The 19,909-nt window shown below is 31.0% G+C and carries 18 protein-coding genes and 1 riboswitch; of the genes, 8 read left to right on the forward strand and 10 right to left on the reverse strand.

The genetic code is table 11. The features are described 5' to 3' along the window. Nucleotides 1-19 precede the first annotated feature (19 nt). Nucleotides 20-646 (reverse strand): YkyA family protein, encoded by a 627-nt coding sequence (locus NST35_RS08440; protein WP_002457447.1) that lies wholly within the window; start codon nt 644-646, stop codon nt 20-22. A gap of 182 nt (nt 647-828) precedes the next feature. Between NST35_RS08440 and def the strand changes: the two genes are divergently transcribed. From def to rnjA, 3 genes are all read left to right on the forward strand, one after another. After that, nucleotides 829-1,380 carry a peptide deformylase gene (def, locus tag NST35_RS08445; protein WP_002457448.1) on the forward strand — a complete coding sequence of 184 codons (552 nt, stop codon included), beginning with the start codon at nt 829-831 and terminating at the stop codon, nt 1,378-1,380. 432 nt (nt 1,381-1,812) lie between these two features. Beyond that, nucleotides 1,813-2,031, forward strand: coding sequence for a DNA-dependent RNA polymerase subunit epsilon (locus NST35_RS08450; RefSeq protein WP_001831646.1), 219 nt, complete (start codon nt 1,813-1,815; stop codon nt 2,029-2,031). Then, nucleotides 2,031-3,713, forward strand: a complete 1,683-nt coding sequence (gene rnjA, locus NST35_RS08455; protein ID WP_001831649.1) for a ribonuclease J1 — start codon at nt 2,031-2,033, stop codon at nt 3,711-3,713. The genes NST35_RS08450 and rnjA overlap by 1 nt, the downstream gene beginning before the upstream one ends. 970 nt (nt 3,714-4,683) lie before the next feature. Here the strand turns inward: rnjA and NST35_RS08460 are convergent. Genes NST35_RS08460 through NST35_RS08470 form a run of 3 tightly spaced genes read right to left on the reverse strand, consistent with a single transcriptional unit; the run spans nt 4,684 to nt 7,767 of the window. Further along, a complete protein-coding gene (locus tag NST35_RS08460) occupies nt 4,684-5,343 on the reverse strand; it encodes a potassium channel family protein (RefSeq protein WP_001831652.1) in 660 nt (219 codons plus the stop codon). Between the two features lie 55 nt (nt 5,344-5,398). After that, the gene (locus NST35_RS08465; protein WP_032604451.1) at nt 5,399-6,415 is read right to left on the reverse strand and encodes a cytochrome d ubiquinol oxidase subunit II; all 1,017 of its coding nucleotides are present in this window, start codon (nt 6,413-6,415) and stop codon (nt 5,399-5,401) included. Next, nucleotides 6,412-7,767: a cytochrome ubiquinol oxidase subunit I gene (locus NST35_RS08470; RefSeq protein ID WP_002457449.1), complete on the reverse strand. Its 1,356-nt coding sequence runs from the start codon at nt 7,765-7,767 to the stop codon at nt 6,412-6,414. Before NST35_RS08470 ends, NST35_RS08465 begins: the two co-directional genes overlap by 4 nt. Nucleotides 7,768-7,971: 204 nt before the next feature. Between NST35_RS08470 and NST35_RS08475 the strand changes: the two genes are divergently transcribed. Continuing rightward, nucleotides 7,972-8,208 (forward strand): glutaredoxin family protein, encoded by a 237-nt coding sequence (locus tag NST35_RS08475; RefSeq protein ID WP_002457450.1) that lies wholly within the window; start codon nt 7,972-7,974, stop codon nt 8,206-8,208. A gap of 273 nt (nt 8,209-8,481) precedes the next feature. Here NST35_RS08475 and ptsP read toward each other — a convergent pair whose 3' ends face one another. From ptsP to auxA, 5 genes are all read right to left on the reverse strand, one after another. Beyond that, nucleotides 8,482-10,200, reverse strand: a complete 1,719-nt coding sequence (ptsP, locus tag NST35_RS08480; RefSeq protein WP_002457451.1) for a phosphoenolpyruvate--protein phosphotransferase — start codon at nt 10,198-10,200, stop codon at nt 8,482-8,484. Between the two features lie 2 nt (nt 10,201-10,202). After that, entirely contained in the window at nt 10,203-10,469 is a 267-nt protein-coding gene (locus NST35_RS08485) for a phosphocarrier protein HPr (protein ID WP_001831726.1), read from the reverse strand. Between the two features lie 155 nt (nt 10,470-10,624). Beyond that, complete coding sequence (locus tag NST35_RS08490; RefSeq protein WP_001831644.1) at nt 10,625-11,164, reverse strand: hypothetical protein; 540 nt, start codon at nt 11,162-11,164, stop codon at nt 10,625-10,627. Between the two features lie 59 nt (nt 11,165-11,223). Beyond that, nucleotides 11,224-12,396: a class I SAM-dependent rRNA methyltransferase gene (locus tag NST35_RS08495; RefSeq protein WP_002457452.1), complete on the reverse strand. Its 1,173-nt coding sequence runs from the start codon at nt 12,394-12,396 to the stop codon at nt 11,224-11,226. A 305-nt stretch (nt 12,397-12,701) separates the two neighbouring features. Continuing rightward, nucleotides 12,702-13,994, reverse strand: a complete 1,293-nt coding sequence (gene auxA, locus NST35_RS08500) for a lipoteichoic acid stability factor AuxA (RefSeq protein WP_002457453.1) — start codon at nt 13,992-13,994, stop codon at nt 12,702-12,704. A gap of 151 nt (nt 13,995-14,145) precedes the next feature. Here auxA and graF point away from each other — a divergent pair, with 151 nt between their 5' ends. Further along, nucleotides 14,146-14,280 (forward strand): glycopeptide resistance-associated protein GraF, encoded by a 135-nt coding sequence (graF, locus tag NST35_RS08505; RefSeq protein ID WP_001831711.1) that lies wholly within the window; start codon nt 14,146-14,148, stop codon nt 14,278-14,280. A 410-nt stretch (nt 14,281-14,690) separates the two neighbouring features. On the opposite strand, the gene NST35_RS08510 is transcribed toward graF, so the two are convergent. Next, nucleotides 14,691-16,466 carry an oleate hydratase gene (locus tag NST35_RS08510; protein WP_340747298.1) on the reverse strand — a complete coding sequence of 592 codons (1,776 nt, stop codon included), beginning with the start codon at nt 16,464-16,466 and terminating at the stop codon, nt 14,691-14,693. Nucleotides 16,467-16,802: 336 nt separating this feature from the next. Further along, nucleotides 16,803-16,905, forward strand: a riboswitch (TPP riboswitch). Nucleotides 16,906-16,989: 84 nt separating this feature from the next. Here NST35_RS08510 and NST35_RS08515 point away from each other — a divergent pair. Genes NST35_RS08515 through NST35_RS08525 form a run of 3 tightly spaced genes read left to right on the forward strand, consistent with a single transcriptional unit; the run spans nt 16,990 to nt 19,781 of the window. Further along, nucleotides 16,990-17,565, forward strand: coding sequence for an ECF transporter S component (locus NST35_RS08515; RefSeq protein WP_001831663.1), 576 nt, complete (start codon nt 16,990-16,992; stop codon nt 17,563-17,565). Between the two features lie 13 nt (nt 17,566-17,578). Then, the gene (locus NST35_RS08520) at nt 17,579-18,982 is read left to right on the forward strand and encodes an ABC transporter ATP-binding protein (protein WP_002457455.1); all 1,404 of its coding nucleotides are present in this window, start codon (nt 17,579-17,581) and stop codon (nt 18,980-18,982) included. Further along, complete coding sequence (locus tag NST35_RS08525; protein ID WP_002457456.1) at nt 18,975-19,781, forward strand: energy-coupling factor transporter transmembrane component T family protein; 807 nt, start codon at nt 18,975-18,977, stop codon at nt 19,779-19,781. The genes NST35_RS08520 and NST35_RS08525 overlap by 8 nt, the downstream gene beginning before the upstream one ends. Nucleotides 19,782-19,909 lie beyond the last annotated feature (128 nt).

Below are 19,909 nucleotides of genomic sequence, written 5' to 3' on the forward strand. Positions count from 1 at the left end.
AACTGTATTAACTCATTATTTATTTTAATTGGTCTACATCCTGTTTTTCTCTTTTTACTTTCTCAATGGCTTTTGAGTATGCATTAAACTTATTATTCATTTCTTTATATGCTTTAGAAAGATCTTTCGATTTTCCGTCTACTTCCGATTGTGTTGCATTATCTTCATTCAAATAAGAAAACAGTTCTTTTTCCTTATTAAGTGCTTTTTTGTAAGCCTTTGCATAAGCATCATGTGATTTATATTTTTCTTTAATAGCACTATCAAGTTGTTCAACTTCTTTTTTCTTTGCTTTGTTTTCTACATGTTCAAGATATTGCTTGGCTTGTTTAAATTCTTTTTCAGAATTATCTAGAGCCTTCTCTTCTTTTTTAAATTCTTTTTGTCTTTGTTCTACATTTTCAACGATATCTTCAGCTGCTTTTTTACGTGTGCTTTGATCTTTATCATTTACCTTTTTAAATAATTTTTGTTTTTTCTCTTCTAATTCGTTTATTTTTTTACTTACTTGATTAACGGTTTTCTCTTGGTCCATAGCTTTTTGTACTTGATCATCATATTTTTTAATTTCTTTTTTATCTATAGTACATCCAGCTAATAACACTGCTGACGTTAGGACAATTGCTACAGTCTTTTTAAAATTCATGAACTGTTACCTCCTCAAAGTTGTTCGCTTGTAATATTAAATAATAAATTATAATAAATCAATATAAAGCTATCATTCTATATTCTAGTGCAAGCATTTAAAGCAATAAAATCTTTGAGTATCTATTAATGTACTTGTGTCTATCTTATCTGATATATTATTTAATAAGGAAGGTGTATGACATGATAACAATGAAAGATATTATAAGAGATGGTCATCCAACACTTCGTGAAAAAGCGAAAGAATTAAGCTTCCCACTTTCTAACAATGATAAAGAAACGTTGCGCGCAATGCGTGAATTTCTAATCAATAGTCAGGATGAAGAAACGGCAAAACGTTATGGTCTACGTTCTGGTGTAGGTTTAGCTGCTCCACAAATTAATGAACCAAAGCGTATGATTGCTGTCTACTTACCTGATGATGGAAACGGTAAATCGTATGATTATATGCTCGTAAATCCTAAAATAGTAAGTTACAGTGTACAAGAAGCTTATTTACCAACTGGCGAAGGTTGCCTTAGTGTTGATGAAAACATCCCAGGTTTAGTGCATCGTCATCATAGAGTCACTATTAAAGCTCAAGATATTGATGGAAATGATGTTAAATTACGTCTCAAAGGCTATCCTGCGATTGTATTTCAACACGAAATTGATCATCTAAATGGCATTATGTTTTATGATTATATTGATGCCAATGAACCTCTAAAACCACATGAAGAGGCCGTAGAAGTCTAAATCATGAACTATATTAAAACACTTCATTAAGTTGTATTTTATACTTACTTGATGAAGTGTTTTTTTAAAAGTAATTCAAATGTTATTAAGATTAATTTAAAAACAAGAAAGTACATAGCGAAATAAAACTGCTTTATTTATTCAAAAACATCATGTAAAATATTACTTAACTGAAATCTTAGTAAATTGATACTAATTTCAAATTTTGAACGACATTATTACCCTAGAGAACATACTGGGCAGTGAGATTAAACAAGTATAAAAATTACGTTTAGATTGAGCTGGTATGTTTCTAACAAATTAAATTTAGAACACAAAAATTATTGAAGAATAATACTCTAATGGATATGTAAAAAATCTTTAATAACCCGAGTATTCACAACTAGGGTCGTAAAATATAACAATTATAATTTATAGGAGGACAATACAATAATGGCAGTATTTAAAGTATTTTATCAACATAATAAAGATGAAGTCATCGTTCGTGAAAATACTCAAACAATTTATGTTGAGGGACAAACTGAGGAACAAGTAAGACGTTATTTGAAAGACCGAAATTTTAATATTGAATTTATTACTAAATTAGAGGGCGCACACTTAGAATATGAAAAAGAACATTCAACACACTTTAATGTGGAGAACGCCGAATAATGAAACAACTACATTCAAATGAAGTAGGTGTATATGCACTTGGTGGTTTAGGTGAAGTTGGAAAAAATACCTATGCTGTTGAGTACAAAGATGAAATTGTAATCATTGATGCTGGAATCAAATTCCCTGACGATAATCTTTTAGGAATTGATTATGTAATTCCTGATTACACTTACTTAGAACAGAACCAAGATAAGATTGTCGGTCTGTTTATTACTCATGGACACGAAGACCATATAGGTGGTGTGCCCTTCCTATTAAAACAAATTAATGTACCTATTTACGGTGGTCCATTAGCGTTAGGTCTCATTCGCAATAAACTAGAAGAACATCATTTGCTTAGAACGACTGAATTACATGAAATAGATGAAAGTAGCGTAATTAAGTCTAAGCATTTTGAAATTTCTTTCTATCTAACCACACATAGTATTCCAGAAGCATATGGCGTTATAGTCGATACACCTGAAGGTAAAATTGTTCATACGGGAGACTTCAAATTTGACTTTACTCCTGTAGGTGAGCCTGCTAACATAGCTAAAATGGCCCAATTAGGTCATGAAGGTGTGTTGTGCTTACTATCAGACTCAACAAATGCACTAGTTCCAGATTTCACTTTAAGTGAACGTGAAGTTGGACAAAATGTCGATAAAATTTTCAGAAATTGTAAGGGTCGTATTATCTTTGCAACTTTTGCTTCTAATATTTATCGTGTTCAACAAGCCGTTGAAGCAGCAATTAAATATAATCGTAAAATCGTTACATTTGGACGTTCAATGGAAAACAATATCAAAATTGGTATGGAACTAGGATATATCAAAGCGCCACCAGAAACGTTTATAGAACCTAATAAAATAAATAGTGTACCTAAACACGAGTTACTCATTCTTTGTACTGGTTCTCAAGGTGAACCTATGGCTGCATTATCAAGAATTGCAAATGGTACACATAAGCAAATAAAAATTATACCGGAAGACACTGTAGTATTTAGTTCTTCACCTATTCCAGGTAACACTAAGAGTATCAATCGTACAATTAATGCGTTGTACAAAGCTGGTGCAGATGTGATTCATAGTAAAATATCAAACATTCACACTTCTGGACACGGTTCTCAAGGTGATCAACAATTAATGTTACGTCTGATTCAACCTAAATACTTCCTGCCAATTCACGGTGAATATCGTATGCTTAAAGCTCATGGCGAGACTGGTGTTCAATGCGGTGTTGATGAAGATAATGTATTTATTTTCGATATCGGTGATGTACTTGCCCTAACTCATGATTCTGCACGAAAAGCAGGAAGAATTCCTTCCGGCAATGTACTCGTTGATGGCAGTGGTATAGGTGATATTGGCAATGTTGTCATCAGAGATCGTAAATTACTTTCAGAAGAAGGGTTAGTTATTGTTGTTGTGAGCATTGACTTTAATACTAACAAATTACTATCTGGCCCTGATATTATTTCACGTGGTTTTGTTTATATGCGTGAATCTGGTCAATTAATTTATGATGCTCAACGTAAAATTAAAGGCGATGTCATTTCTAAACTTAACAGCAATAAAGATATTCAATGGCATCAAATTAAATCTTCAATTATCGAAACATTACATCCTTATCTTTATGAAAAAACAGCTCGAAAACCTATGATTTTACCTGTGATAATGAAAGTAAATGAAGATAAATAAACACTTAAATATATTTAGTCAAGTTACAATGAATTTATACTACTTTAAATGTTTCCATTACTCTAATAATATTAGATATTTTTAGTAGTAATTAATTATTTTGAGTTATTCATTTAATACGATTTGAGATTATATCTTCTAACTTTGAATTTCTTATAAAAAAGGAAGTTTAGAACTTAAAGTTCTTAAACTAGTAAAAAGAGGCAATTGCTATATTATTTCATATAGCAATTGTCTCTTTTATAATTTTCAAACTATAACAAGCTTGTTGAGATACTATCTTACTTATATAAGTTCCTTTAATACAAATCCTATTCCTTCTTTGACTAGCTAATTGTTTTATGGTTTAGGTTAAGAAAATTTCTTAAAGTAATGTCTCTATATTCCAATCAGAAAATACTGATTATGTATAGAACATATAAAACAACGTTTAACAACATTTTGCGATGATATAATGGATTGTATCACAATAGTGTTCAATTTCATTTAACTCGGGATCTATAATTGTTTCAATAATATCATTCACATGCTAAACATATCATTTATGGAGATGAGTACTGAAGTTTCTATTAGTATGGTAAATTGAGTCATGTTATAACCTTTATTCACAAAGTATGTCATACAATACTTAGTATTGTATAAATAGAGAAAAGCAGTAAGGTAATTTTCAATCAGAAAATATCTTACTGCTTTTTTGGGATTAATGTCCCAGTTTACTTTTTATAATTTTGAAATATTTATTTACAGGAATAACATTTAATAGAAGTACAAATAATTAAGTGTACTTTATTATGTTTAAGCCTAAAATAATACAATTTTATTAATCTATTTAAATACTTAAAAAGATTCAACATTATAAACTAGATTTTCATTTACGATATTCTAAAAACAAAAAGAAACAAATTTCACTTTTCAACAATTCACTTATGCTGTACACATACATCAATTTAAAATTGGATTATGCAAACATTTACTTGCTTATATTTTTTTCAAAGCGACCTAAGTCATTATCATGACCAATCATAATTAAAATGTCCCCTATTTCAATATTGATGTTAGGATCCGGAGAAACTATAAATTCTTTAGCTCTTTTAATTGCTATAATGTTAATACCATATTGAGCTCGAATATCTAATTCAATAATTGTTTGACCTGCCATTTTTTCTGTAGATTTTAATTCAACGATTGAATGCTCATCAGCAAGTTCTAAGTAATCAAGTACACTAGCACTAGCAACGTTATGAGCAATACGTCTTCCCATATCTCTTTCAGGGTGCACAACAGTGTCAGCACCTATTTTATTTAAAATCTTAGCATGATAATCATTTTGAGCTTTAGCAGTAACCTTTTTGACACCTAACTCTTTAAGAATTAACGTCGTTAGTGTACTAGATTGTATATTCTCACCAATAGCGACAATAACATGATCGAAATTACGTATTCCTAAACTCTTCATTACTGCTTCATCAGTTGTATCAGCAACAACAGCATGTGTTGCTATATCACTATATTCGTTAACACGATTTTCGTCTCTATCAATAGCCATAACATCCATGTCTAATGCGTTAAGTTCTCTAACAATACTACCGCCAAAACGCCCTAGTCCAATTACGACATACTCTTTATCCATATTCGTCCTCCACTATATAAAAGAGGAATGATTACTAACATTCCTCAGAGTCTTATTATTTCTTTCCTTCCACATATGCTTTGTCGAAAACAAATAATCTTAATAATAATATTAACGATGGAATTAATAAAAGTAAACCTAAAACAAAAACAATAACTAATGATAATCCCATTTCCGGATTGACATGAGAGTCTGTAATTTTAATAAACGGATAAAGTAAATATGGAAGTTTACTCATTCCGTAGCCAAAGAATGCAAATAACATTTGCAATATAACCATGATAAAAGCTAAACCATGTTTCTTTTTAAATATAGTCAGTAATCCAGCTATTATAAAAAATATAAAGCTGATGGCAAACATCCACCAATAATTAAAAATAGCAGTTCTAAAGTGATCAGAATTTTGAATTCTAAGAGATAAGAAAACAAATAATGAAATCACAATCATAGGTGGCCCCCAAAAAATATGCCATTGTCGTGTCATATCATAAGCTGGTTGATCATTTGCTTTATGAGCATAATATGTTAAAAAACCTGATGAAATATAGAGCACTGAAATTATGGCTAAGAATACTACAGACCATGCAAATGGACTTAATAATAATTGTATCCAATCTAAATCAACATGTGTGCCATGCTCATAGATATAACCACCTTCTGAAATTGTTAGAGCAGTTGCTAGAGAGGCTGGAATTAATAGACCTGTTAAACCATATAATACAATCCAGGGCAGTTTAGTATCTTGACCATAATTTTCAAAAGCATAAAAACTACTTCGTATAGAAATAAGAATTAAAGCTATTGATCCGGGTACTAATAAAACTGTTCCTAAGTATTTAGCAGAATCAGGAAAAAAACCTATAAATCCTACAAAAAAGAAAACGAAAAAGACATTTGTAACTTCCCAAACTGGATTGAGGTATCTATGGATTAAATGATTAACCTTTTTCTCATTACCTGTCATTTTAGAATGCAATGCGAAAAATCCTGCACCAAAATCAATGGAGGCAATAATAATATAACAAAATAAAAATACCCATAATACTGTTATACCAATATAAGCGTAAATCATTTTGTTTCACCTCTCTCTTCAATCACTTTTTCTACATCTTTATAAGCAGGTTGATTTTTAAACATTCTAATTAGTACATAAGCCGAAGTAACTAGTAATAAAAGATATAGTAAACCGAATAGCGTCGTTACTAATGTGATTCCCCCCGCCTGGGTAGCAGCTTCTGATACGCGCATATATCCTCGTATAATCCACGGTTGACGACCCATTTCAGTTAAGAACCAACCAAATTCTATCGCTAACATTGATGCGGGACCAGTTAACAAGATAGCGTATAACATCACACTACTAGTTACATATTTACGTAACTTTTTAACAATTAAAAATAACATATAGAGTCCTGAAATGATAAAACAGAATATTCCCATTGATACCATCAAATCGAAAAAGTAATGAACTATCATAGGAGGTAATTCATTTTTAGGAAATTCATTTAAACCTTTAACTTTTGTATTAAAACTATTATCTGCTAAAAAACTAAGTAATCCAGGAATCTCTAGTGCTCCTGAAACTTCATGTGTTTTTTCATTTAATACACCGAAAAGAACTAAATTCGCATGAGATTGCGTATCATAATGCCATTCATATGCTGCAAGCTTATCTGGTTGAACTTTGTGTAAAAATTTAGCAGATAAATCTCCTGCAATCATCGAAAGAACGGTATTGATGAATCCAACAATCATGCTTAAATTAAGAGCTTTTGTATGGTATGTTCTATCTTCTGTATGATTATGACGTAATAATTTAAACGCTGCGATGGCTGCTAATATAAACGCCATCGTCATACCTGCAGTTGCAACTACATGTAAAGCACGAACCATAAACGATGAATTAAACATTGCTTCTAATGGCTGAACATTTACCATACGACCATTTTTAATTTCAAAACCAGCTGGGGTATTCATAAATGAATTGACTGATGTAATAAAGAATGCTGAGAATGAACCTCCTATAATAACGGGTATAGATATGAAAAAATGTGTCCATTTATTTTTAAATCTTTCCCAAGTGTATAAATAAATACTTAAAAAGATTGCTTCAAAAAAGAATGCAAAAGTTTCCATGAATAGTGGTAAAGCGATAACATGACCGCCCATTTTCATAAATGTCGGCCAGACAAGTGAAAGTTGTAAACCAATAATAGTACCTGTAACGACTCCAACAGCGACGGTTATTGTGTAGCCTTTCGACCATCTTTTGGCCAATGTGATATAATTCGCATCATTTTTCTTTATGCCAATAAACTCTGCTATTGCAAACATAAGTGGCATACCAACACCAATTGTTGCAAATATAATATGCACTGCAAGTGTCATACCCGTCAACAATCGAGCTATTTCTACTGAATCCATCTATTAATCACCCTTCATTTTTATTTTTTAGTTATTGGAGTGACAAGTGATTAGAATTATAAGTCCTTAGTACTATTGAACTAAATTAAATTGCTTTAAATCACTGTGACGATTTTATGTCTTTTCACACAACGTTCACAAAGTTGAAATGACGTCTCATTTTTTATATAGTGTTGTAAGATAAATCATGAGAGGATGTAATGTATGACTGATACAGTGATTATTTATACACAAGATGACTGTCCACCTTGTGCTTTTATTAAAAATTATTTAGTAAATAAAAATATAAAATTTACAGAAAAAAATATCAAAAACCAAAACTATAAAAATGAAATGATGGATTACGATGCTTTTGCAACACCTTTTATTTTGCTTAAAGGGATGCCAATGTATCAAGTAGATATGGAAAAATTGAATGATGAATTGAATATTACACCTTAATTTCTATTTATTATTTTTATGCGTGTTTAATTTCAAATTTTCAGACTAGCTAAACAAAATTATTGTCTTTAAATAATTTATTAAATAAATATAATATATTAACAAAATAAAAAAATTCCAGGGCATATTTTGTAGAAAAATAGCAATTCAACAAACGAATATGATTTAAACAATTATAAAAAGACAATTTCTATATTATTTCAATAGAAATTGTCTTTTTCTTATCTAAGAACTTTATGTCCTAGACTCTTAAAATATTCTTTTTAAAGTCAATTATTTAGCTAATTGGTTAACTAAATCAACGACTTCCTCTTGCGTTGAGCATTCAACAGCTCTATTAGCGAGTTCAGCCATTTCATTTTTACTTAAACCATTGATTTGTCTTCTAGCTTTTAGGATAGAAGTCGCACTCATTGAGAACTCATCTAAACCTAAACCTAATAATAAAGGCACAGCTGTTTGATCTCCAGCCATTTCACCACACATACCAGTCCATTTACCTTCTTTATGAGAAGCTTCAATAACTTGTTTAACTAATCGTAAAATTGAAGGATTATATGGTTGATATAAGTATGAAACTCGTTCAGACATACGGTCAGCAGCTAATGTGTATTGAATTAAGTCATTCGTTCCTATACTAAAGAAATCTACTTCTTTAGCAAATACATCAGCAAGTGCCGCGGTAGCTGGAATTTCAACCATAATACCTAATTCAATATCATCTGAAACTTCGTAACCTTCGCGAAGAAGATTTTCTTTCTCTTCAAGAAGCATTGATTTAGCGTCACGGAATTCTTTAATTGTTGCTACCATTGGGAACATAATATTCAATTTCCCATAGACTGAAGCACGTAGTAATGCACGTAATTGTGGTCTAAAGATTTCCGGCTGTGCTAAACATAAACGTATCGCACGATAACCTAAGAATGGATTCATTTCTTTAGGCAAATCTAAGTATGGAAGCTCCTTATCTCCGCCAATATCTAAAGTACGTACAACTACACGTTTACCGTCCATAGTTTCAAGTACCTTTTTATAAGCCTCGAATTGTTCTTCCTCAGTAGGCATTTGGTCTCTACCCATGTACAAGAATTCTGTACGGTATAAACCTATCCCCTGTGCACCGTTATCAATAACTCCTGATAAGTCATCTGGAGTACCAATATTAGCAGCTAGTTCAGCATGAACACCGTCAACTGTTACTGTATCAGCATCGCGCAATTTTTGAAGTTCTTTCTTATCTTCAAAGAAACGCTCACGTTTATTTTGATAAGCAATTAACTCATCTTCTGTAGGATCTATGATAACATCTCCGGACATACCATCTACAATAATCATATCACCTTGCTTAACTTCTTCAGTGATAGATTTAGTACCGACAACAGCTGCAATCTCTAATGAACGACTCATAATTGCAGAGTGGCTTGTTCTACCACCGATATTAGTTACAAAACCTTGAACAAATTCTTTATTTAACTGTGCTGTATCTGAAGGTGTGAGGTCATTACCTACAATGACAGCACTTTCATTGATTAAACTAGGATTAGGTAAATCTACACCTAGAATATGAGCCAATACACGTTTAGAAACATCTCTGATATCAGCTGCACGTTCTTTCATGTATTCATTATCCATTGACTCAAAAATAGAAATAAATTGTGTCGTTACTTCATCCAAACCAGTTGCAGCATTGACTTTGTCATTTCTAATTTTGTCTTGAATGGGTTGTATTAATTCTGGATCATCTAAAACAAGTAAATGTGCATCAAAAATCGCTGCTTTATCAGCACCTAATTGAGCTTCGGCATTATTTCTTATTTTAGTTAATTCGATTTTTGAAGCTTCGATAGCGTCATTAAACTTTTCAACTTCACTTTCTGTGTCAGTAACTTTTTCGTTACTGTCATAGGATAAGTCTGGCTCTACAATTAAGTAAGCTTTTGCGATTGCCACACCATCTGATGCAGCAATCCCTTTAATTAATTTAGACATAATTATTCAGCTAAACCTTCTTTTGATAAGACATCAGTGATAGATTGAATTGCGTCAGTTTCATCGCTACCGTCAGCATAAATAGTTATTTCAGCATCTTTACCTACACCTAAGCTCATTACACCCATGATTGATTTTAAATTAACTTTCTTCCCGTTATATTCTAATTGAATATCTGAATCAAATTTTGATGCAGTTTGTACTAGCATTGTAGCAGGGCGAGCATGAATCCCTGTTTCGTCTGTGATTACATATGATTTTTGTTCCATATTAAACTCTCCTTTGTACAGTTAGAATCTTCAATATTATTACAATCTAACAAAATATTTACAACTTAACTTTACCAAAACCTATAGCTAAATTCAATTCGTTTAAAATCGTTTTCAACATATAAATTTTGCACCTCGAGACGATTATAACACTTCTATAAGTTATTGATAACTTTTTCACATTTATTAATATGATCTTTACCCAATTTGCTCATAAAATAATAGCTAATGGATGCAGATACAGCTTGCCCAACAAACGGGAACCATTTTGTTTGTTTGGCAGCTGCTCGTTTAGCTACATCTTTAATCACAACTTTAAGCAACGCCTCAGATACCTTACGTCCAATAAATTGACTTCCTTGAATTGCCGCTGCAGACATAATTCTTTCTTTCACTTGATCACTCAATGAATTAACTTGATCGTGATCTAAACCATAAATTTTATTTACATCCTCTATAATATCTCTCATTAATTTAAGATCTACTCCAAAATCAAGTCCTGGAATAGGGACAATACTAGCACCGGAGGAAAGTAGCGATTTCTTTTTAACTAAAGTTTCAGCTCTTTCTCTGCGTTGTCTAAGTTCTTCCTGTGTAGTTGGCAAATCACCTTTCTCTTTAATTTCCTCTATGTTCAATAATGAGTTCCCTACTTTATTTGTAATATTATTAGTTAGTTTACTTCTAATTCCCATATAATGACATCCTTTCAAATAAAATTTCAACAGTGATTTATACCCATATTTATAGAAAATTAATGTTTTATTGTTACAAATACTGCTTTTAAATATTTTGAAGGTTTGTAGTGAGGATGAGTTTTAAAATCTTTAGGTAACCCCATTACTTCATTTATTTCATATTCAATATTATTTTGGGCTAATGTTTTCTTTATTACGTTTTTAAATGCCTTAAGAGAAAATGCACTTGAATTCGTACATAATAGTAATGTACCTCCTGGCGATAAAATGTTAAGGGCTCCTTCAATTAATAAATTATAATCTTTTTGAACAGAGAATGTTTTTTTCTTATTTCTCGCAAAGCTAGGTGGATCAATAACAATTGTATCGTATTGATGTCCATGTCGTCCTGCATAATTATAAAAATCAAACGTATCCATAACATAAATATATTGAGATTTAGGATTAATACCATTTAAACCAAAATTTTCTTCAGTTAGCCCTCTAGAGCGATTTGCTAAGTCTACACTTGTTGTTGAGTTTGCATTTTCAGCTGCTATTACTGAAAACGCTCCAGTGTAACTGAATAAGTTAAGTACGTGTCGTCTTTCTGAAAACTGATCTCTTAATTTTTTTCTAACTTCTTTTTGATCTAAAAATATACCAGTCATAAGACCATCGTTTAGGTCTACATTATAAAAGGTAAAATTTTCTTCTACAACGATAGGAAATTCAGGAGCATTACCTTCTACAAAGCCACCAGTGTAGGAAGTACCTTTAAAACGCATTTTCTCAAAAATTGAAATGTATTCATATACCTCTTTGATTGCTTCTAAGATAGGAAATCTAAATTTATATATTCCTTTCGAATACCATTGAATTAAAAGATGTCCGTTATAATTATCAATTGTCAGACCACCTACACCGTCACCTTCAGCATTAAATAATCTAAATGCATTTGTACCTTCTATGTTGAAATAGTATTGTCGCTCTTCTAATGCAGCTTCAAATAAACGTTTAAAAAACAAAGTGTTAATCTCTTCATTTTGATTATAACTCAATACCCATCCTAATCCTTTATGTTGTCTTCCAATATATCCAGTAGCTATATATTGTTGTTGCTCTGTCACCAGTGTTATCAAATCACCTTCTTTAAGATGATCATGTTCAAATAAATCTTCTTCATCTATTAATGGATAGTGGTTTAAATACTTTGTTTCTTTGCCTTTATTTAGCGTAGCAAGTTTCATAAATGAATACCTCTCTTAATTTTTATCACTGTTAGTTATGATAATTTTGTTTCGTAAATCAGTTAACACCATATAATTTCAACATCATTTTAACAAATAACTTTAGTGAATCACACAGAAAAAGAGTGGGACGAAATTCATTCTGAATTCACTATCCCACCCATGAAATGTATTGCTCACATAGAAACCTTTCTGTGATATTTCTTACTGGTCATTGAATATAAAGTTAGATAAATACAATTATTGATTTGAAAAGTTAAGTATTTTCACCAATGATTAGTTGTTATAAATCAAATTTAACCTATTTATTTTTCTCTCAACTGTAAAGAATAAGCAACAATCATTGCAATAAGCATTAATAATAAAATTGGCGTAATGAAAATTGATAATAATAATCCATGTACCATAATATTGATAAATTCTGTAAGAAATTTAAAGAATAAAATACTGCCCATAAAGAGTTGTAAATAATAATATTTATCCCTTAAATAATAAGTTAATGTAGTTGCAATATAAATAATAATAATGAAAAGTAGCAATAATAATGTTACCCATTCAACTACATATTGCGTTTGTGATAACTCCCATTCACCAGTTAAGAATAATGCGTTTCTATTATTAAATTCTAGAAAAGCAAAAAACAGAATAATTACACCACAAAACAATTGAACATACATAGGTTTAACCCATTTAGGTTTTTTCATCCAACTTGGAATATCGTCCTCTTGTATATCTACTATGCTGTTAATTTTTTGCTTAAATTTGTCCCTTTTGGCTCTAATTTTATCTAAATCAACACTTCTTCTAGTCTTACGTGCATACTCGGTTGTCTTATCTTGTAGTTGTTTTAAGTGAACTTTAGTTTGATTAGATACATTGCCTTTATTAGTTCTTGAAAGTTCAGGTTCCTCTTCGCCTAATTCTTCTTTAGTGAGTGGTAATGAACGTCTTAGGAATAAGAAATTCCATATAGCCATCTGACCTAATAGCCACATAATAATGAAGAATGTATTTACACTTAAAATATCAATTGATTCAATTTCATTTGCGTCAATACGTCCATATAGCGAAATTTGGGTAATAAGATAACTCATTCCATAAGTTACAATAATCCACATATAATGGTTCTTTCGATTGTCTTGGTTCAACTCATCTTTATAAACTATGTAACCAATATGAACTGTAAAAGGAATAATAAAGACGATAGCAAAAAAGCCATACACTTGTGTCATTAGCAATAATGTAATGATAAAGTACATAATGCCAATAACTAAAAAGAAAATTGAAATGTCATAATCGTATTTAATAGTTCTAAATAAAGTGTGACCTAACAGCATCACTAGAATACCAAATACGATGATTACTATGGCACTTGTAATTGGAAAGCCACCAATAAATTTACTCATCACTTTTATAATCTCGGCAAAAAAGGCATTTAGGAATTCCCATACGTTATGCACATGCGTATCAACCTTTTTGTCACCTTTAAATTGTTTGATTAAAGGTAAGTTAATAAAAATAATGAGACCTGTAAAAAGTGAAACGATACCGATGATATAACTAAATATAATTTCGGTGTGTTTCCTAAGAAAAGACATACTGTTCACCTCAAAATTATTATATATGAAGATTGTTTAATTGTCTTTAAAATATCATGAAATACATCTATAGTCCTACAAACGTTTATTAATAGAATAACGGGGTAAAACATTTGTGTAAACAGAAATCCTATTAAAGAGGTGAATTTTTATGACAAATAAAGAATTCGAAAAAAAATCAGCAGAAAAAGCCAAAGAAGTAGAAGAAAAACTTAAAGAACAAAACGAAGAAAAAACAGATGATATCGAACAAACAAAGAAAGATATTCAAGATACACTAGATTAATTTCACTAATGATATAAGTGTTTATGCTAGATAATAAGATGATTTATTAGCATTTAAATCGTTGAATCATTGAGTTCATAAGTAATATAAAAAGACAATTTCTATTAAAATTTTGATAGAAATTGTCTTTTTTCTGTACTAATAAAGGCGTTCATCTATGATTATCATTATAATCATTTCTTTTAATACAAATCTACGTTATTATTTAACCTTTTTTATTTCACAGTTGACATTTATGTAAAATTCAGCAGAATATTTATTTATCCAAAAGAAATTACACAACAATTTTACGACTACTTTTTCGAAAGATTTGCGTCATAGCTCTTAAATCATTATTAATATCAATGATAGAAAAAACTGTCGCCAAAATTCTAATCTTGGACGACAGTTATATTTATCATTTAATTACACTATAGTAATTTATGTTTACGTAACAATTCTTCAATGAAAGTACCACGTATTTTCTTCAGCACTGTATTTAATACTGATCTTTTAATAAAGTTTTTATTAACAAGTTCATGTAAAGATTTACGATCATTTAATTCATAAAATGCATCCATCAGTACGCGTGCATCAAATTCAGAGGCATAAACTTCAGGTACACCTCTATCAACATCCAATAATTGATAAACAGCTTCCATAGCTGTTCTAACTGAATATTCTGTAGTGAATACAGTATCCCGTGCTGTTTCTGCAAAGTTTCCAATAAATGCTAAATTTTTAGAGCCATTCGGTACTACTAACGGTCGATCTTTGTATGCTCTAGGCATGAAATATGCAGTTACATATGGCATATAAACAGGAATCGTGTTACATTCTGATTGAGCTAATTCAACAATTTCCTCTTGTGGAACACCCATATGATATAACCATTCTTGACAGATTTCACTACCAGTACATTCCATGATTGGTTTTTTAATGAAGTCTCCTTTTTCGTCAGAGTATAATGCGTAAATCCATACACTAACTTGATTTTTAGGTTGTTTCTTAAATTGTTGCTGACGGTTCACTGTAAAACTAAGTTGCCAACTCGAATTAGCGACAGAAATGATACCGCCTGTGACTGTCCGACCTGATAAAACATCTCTTTTACATAATTGTTCGATATATGAGATTATTTTTTTATTATCTGTTGTTGCCGTTGCTGATACGAACCAACTTTTAGCTGGAATGTGATCACAGAATTTCTCAGGTCTTCCGAATTCAGGACTTTGATTAGCTAAGTTTTTCCATAATGTCCAACTACCACCTAAAGAATGTGTTATAGGAGCAGGGTGGTCATTATCACCATAGGTTGAACTTTCGGTAATACTTCCATTAGTAACAAATACCAAGTCATTAACTGTTAACGGGATAGATTCTTCTTTATCATCTCTAGTTAAAATGATTTCTCTAGCAATTTTAGTAGATGGTGTTGCATCAACTAAAATATTATTCACTTGTACTCCAAATTCAAAGTTCACGCTATGTGATTTTAGATATTCTATCATCGGTAATACTAAAGATTCATATTGATTATACTTAGTAAATTTTAATGCACTAAAATCTGCTAAACCACCAATATGATGCACAAAACGCATAAGATATCTACGCATCTCCATCGCTGAATGCCATGGCTCGAATGCAAACATTGTTTTCCAATAAAGCCAAAAATTAGAATTTAAAAAGTCTCTTGAAAAGACATCAGTGATTTTAACATCGTCTAAATCTTCTTCTTTCATCAAACATAAATTTAAAATTTCTTTAATTGCTTTTTTTGTTAATGTAAAATCACCATCAGTATCAATACGCTTACCTCCACTTTCAATCGCTCTACATTTAGAATAATTAGGGTCTTCTTTATTTAACCAATAAAACTCGTCTAACACAGAAGCATTAGTTTGCTCAAGTGATGGTATACTTCTGAATAAATCCCATAAGCATTCAAAATGATTTTCCATTTCTCTGCCACCACGTACTACATAGCCATGATGCTCCATATTGATGCCATCTAAACTTCCTCCTGAGATATCTAACTCTTCTAAAATATGGATATTCTCGCCTTTCATTTGCCCATCTCTAATTAAAAAACATGCTGCAGCTAAAGAAGCTAATCCAGACCCTATCAAATAGGCTGATTTATTATCAACATTTTCAGGTTTTTTAGGCCGAGCAAACGCTTCATAATTACTATTTGTATAATACATAGAAACATCACTCCAATTAGATAAAGTTTGAAAATCTATATGATATCGCTTTTAATTGTATTTTACTCCTCTTTGTGTAATAAAACAAACAATTGGTTATTTTTTTAATTTAGTTTACTTAAAACTATACTAATCATTTTTATTTAGCTATTTTTAATATCAAATTAAAGACTGGTTAGAAAAATTTAAATCATTAATTCTATAAATTTTACTTCGATACACATTTATTGCAATTCATCTCTAAAATAGTAAATATATTTCTCATTTAAATAACAATACTCGAAAGAACCTTGACAATATATGATAAAAATCATACATTTAAATTAATTAAATAATTGAACGCACTAGGGGTGTATTCTTTACTGAGATGAGGCCAACCTCAAACCCTTCGAACCTGATCTAGCTAGTTACTAGCGTAGGAAAGTGTTGTTATACATCTAATCTAATGGATTATGATTAGATGTAACTTCTGACGCACAACTTTCCTAGAGAAGGTTGTGCGTTTTTTAGGAGGATGTTTTTTATGTCAAAAGGTTTGAAACTATCTGAAATTCTTGTGACAGTTTTAATTTCAGTAGTATTTGCCATCATTTATAACTTATGGTGGTTTGTTTACAATATTGTACAAGTTGCGGGTATTCACTTAGAACAACTTACATATGGTGTATGGTTTATGGCAGCAGTCGTTTGTTACTTAATCATTCCTAAGCCAGGTATAGCATTATTAGCAGAAATCGCAGCTGGAGCTGGTGAAACGATTGTTATGGGAAAATTTGATATACCTACTATCATATATGCGATATTACAGGGATTGGCTTGTGAAATTATATTTGCTATTTTTAAATACAAATCACGTTCTGCTGCTGTAGCAATGCTTGCTGGGTTAGCAACTGCTTTAATCTCTTTCCCAGTGGATTACTTCTATGGTTACTTAAACGAAGTTGCTGGATGGAACTTACTACTATTTATAGTTTTCCGTTCAATTAGCGGAATTGTATTAGCTGGTTTAGTTTCATACTGGATTGTCAAAGCATTAGATAAAACCGGTGTAACTAAATTCTTTAGACCAGCATCACAACAAGATTACGATAACCTATAAGGGGATTTTTTAATTGTTACGTGTTAAAAATTTACGTTTAAAGTATCCGAATGGTGATAGGAAAATATTCGATAACTTAAATCTTGAGATTAAAAATAAAGAAAAAGTGCTTTTACTCGGTCCTTCCGGATCAGGTAAAAGCACATTACTTAATGTATTAAGTGGAATAGTACCTAATTTAATTGAACTTCCGATGAAATATGATGAATTGAATATTGATTATGATAGTGGCGTTATATTTCAAGATCCAGATAATCAATTTTGTATGCCAAAAGTATATGAAGAACTTGCATTTGTTTTAGAAAATAGAAATATTCCTAGAAGTGAGATGGATCAAGAAATCGAAGACGCGTTAAAGTCTGTAGACCTCAATGTTACTCATAAAACATATGTCAACAATCTTAGTGGTGGTATGAAACAGAAGTTAGCTATTGTTGAAACAATACTACAAAAATCAAAGACACTTTTTTTAGATGAGCCTACTGCAATGCTCGACGTAAAAGCAACTGAAGATTTATGGAAGAAATTAATCAATCTTTGGGAAGATCAAACAGTTTTAATTGTTGAGCATAAGGTTGAACATATTTGGCAACATGTTGACCGCGTATTGTTATTAAACTATGATGGTCAAATTGTTGCTGACGACACCCCTGAACAAATCTTAGATCATTATGAAGCGTTATTAACTGAATACGGAGTTTGGCACCCTAGAGCATGGCAGAGTGCACCACGCCCCATCCCATTACCTAATCAAACAAAGAATCTCTTATTTCATTTTGACGACGGGCAAATTATTAGAGGTAAAAAGACACTTTTTTCATCCAAGGAGCTTAAACTGTATTCAGGTGAATGGTTAACAATCACTGGTAAAAATGGCGCTGGTAAAACCTCTTTACTAGAAGCTATGTTACAACTGATTAAATATGAAGGTAACATGTTTTATCGCGACCAATTATTATCTAAAATTAAACAAGCGGCAAAGCATATGTATTTGGTATATCAGAATCCTGAATTACAATTTATTACGAATTCTGTTTATGATGAAGTGTATATTCATTATAATCACTTAGATCCTAAGCATGCGAATGATGAAACTATGGATCTATTAAAATTATTACATTTAGATCAAGTTAAGGATCATCATCCTTTTGAAATATCAACAGGTCAAAAGCGTCGTTTAAGTGTTGCAACAGCATTAAGTTCAAAGGCAGAGATTATTTTATTAGATGAGCCAACATTCGGCCTAGATAGTCATAATACATTTCAACTTATCAAGTTATTTCAAGAACGCGTTAATCAAGGTCAAACAATTATCATGGTGACACATGATCCAGAAATTATTAAACGATATCCAACAAGACGATTACGCGTGGAAGATGGGTATCTTAAAGAAATGGAAGGTGAACGCATTGTTTGAAAGATGGAAAAAACGCCACACCTTCGTTGATGATGTAAATATCATTACTAAGTTACTTTTAGGTATCGCATTATTCTTTTTCATTATATTTATCCATAACTTCGACTTTATGATTTATATCGTCATATTAATGTTTATGTTCTTACTTTTATTTAACGGTACAGAATTTAAAATAACTGCAATATTTATATTAGTCACAACACTCTTTGCCTTGATGTCGTCATTATTTATGATTTTATATGGTGATGGAGAACATATGCTTGTAAAATTTGGTATTTTGCAAATAAGTACAGAAAGTATTGTACGAGGTCTTCATCTATCTATGAGAACAATTACCGTTTCAATGTTTGGTATACTAATCGCACTAACTTCACAAATTGTAATGATTTTTTATAGTTTAATGCAACATTTAAAGGTGAAGCCTAAATTTGCTTATGCTTTTATGGCAGCGATTAGAATGATTCCACTTATAATAAGTTCTCTTATTCAATTAAGACGTTCCCTAAAAATGCGTTATCAAATGATAGATGCATCTAACTATAAAGGAATCAAGCGTCTTAACCACTTGGTCATACCTTTATTAAGTCAAAATATTCGACGTGCACATCAACTTTCTGTTGCAATGGAGTCTAAAGGCTTTAAAGATGGTCCAAGAACATACTACTATCGGGTTCCATTTTCATATAAAGATATCATCTTTGTTGCTTGTATATTAATTATCATTACTTTGTCATTTGTCTTATCATCATACCTTCCAATTACCGGTATTCATGATGTCCGTTTTGGACAATTAGACTAATAATTACACACCCAATATTTAATTAAAAGTAACTATTCATTTTATTCCAATGTAAATAGAAATCATAAAAAAATGTCCTTCGTTGATCATATCCAATCAACGAAGGACTTTATTTCGAATTGAACAAC

It is taken from the genome of Staphylococcus sp. FSL W8-0304 (assembly GCF_038006565.1).
GTDB classification, from domain to species: domain Bacteria; phylum Bacillota; class Bacilli; order Staphylococcales; family Staphylococcaceae; genus Staphylococcus; species Staphylococcus epidermidis.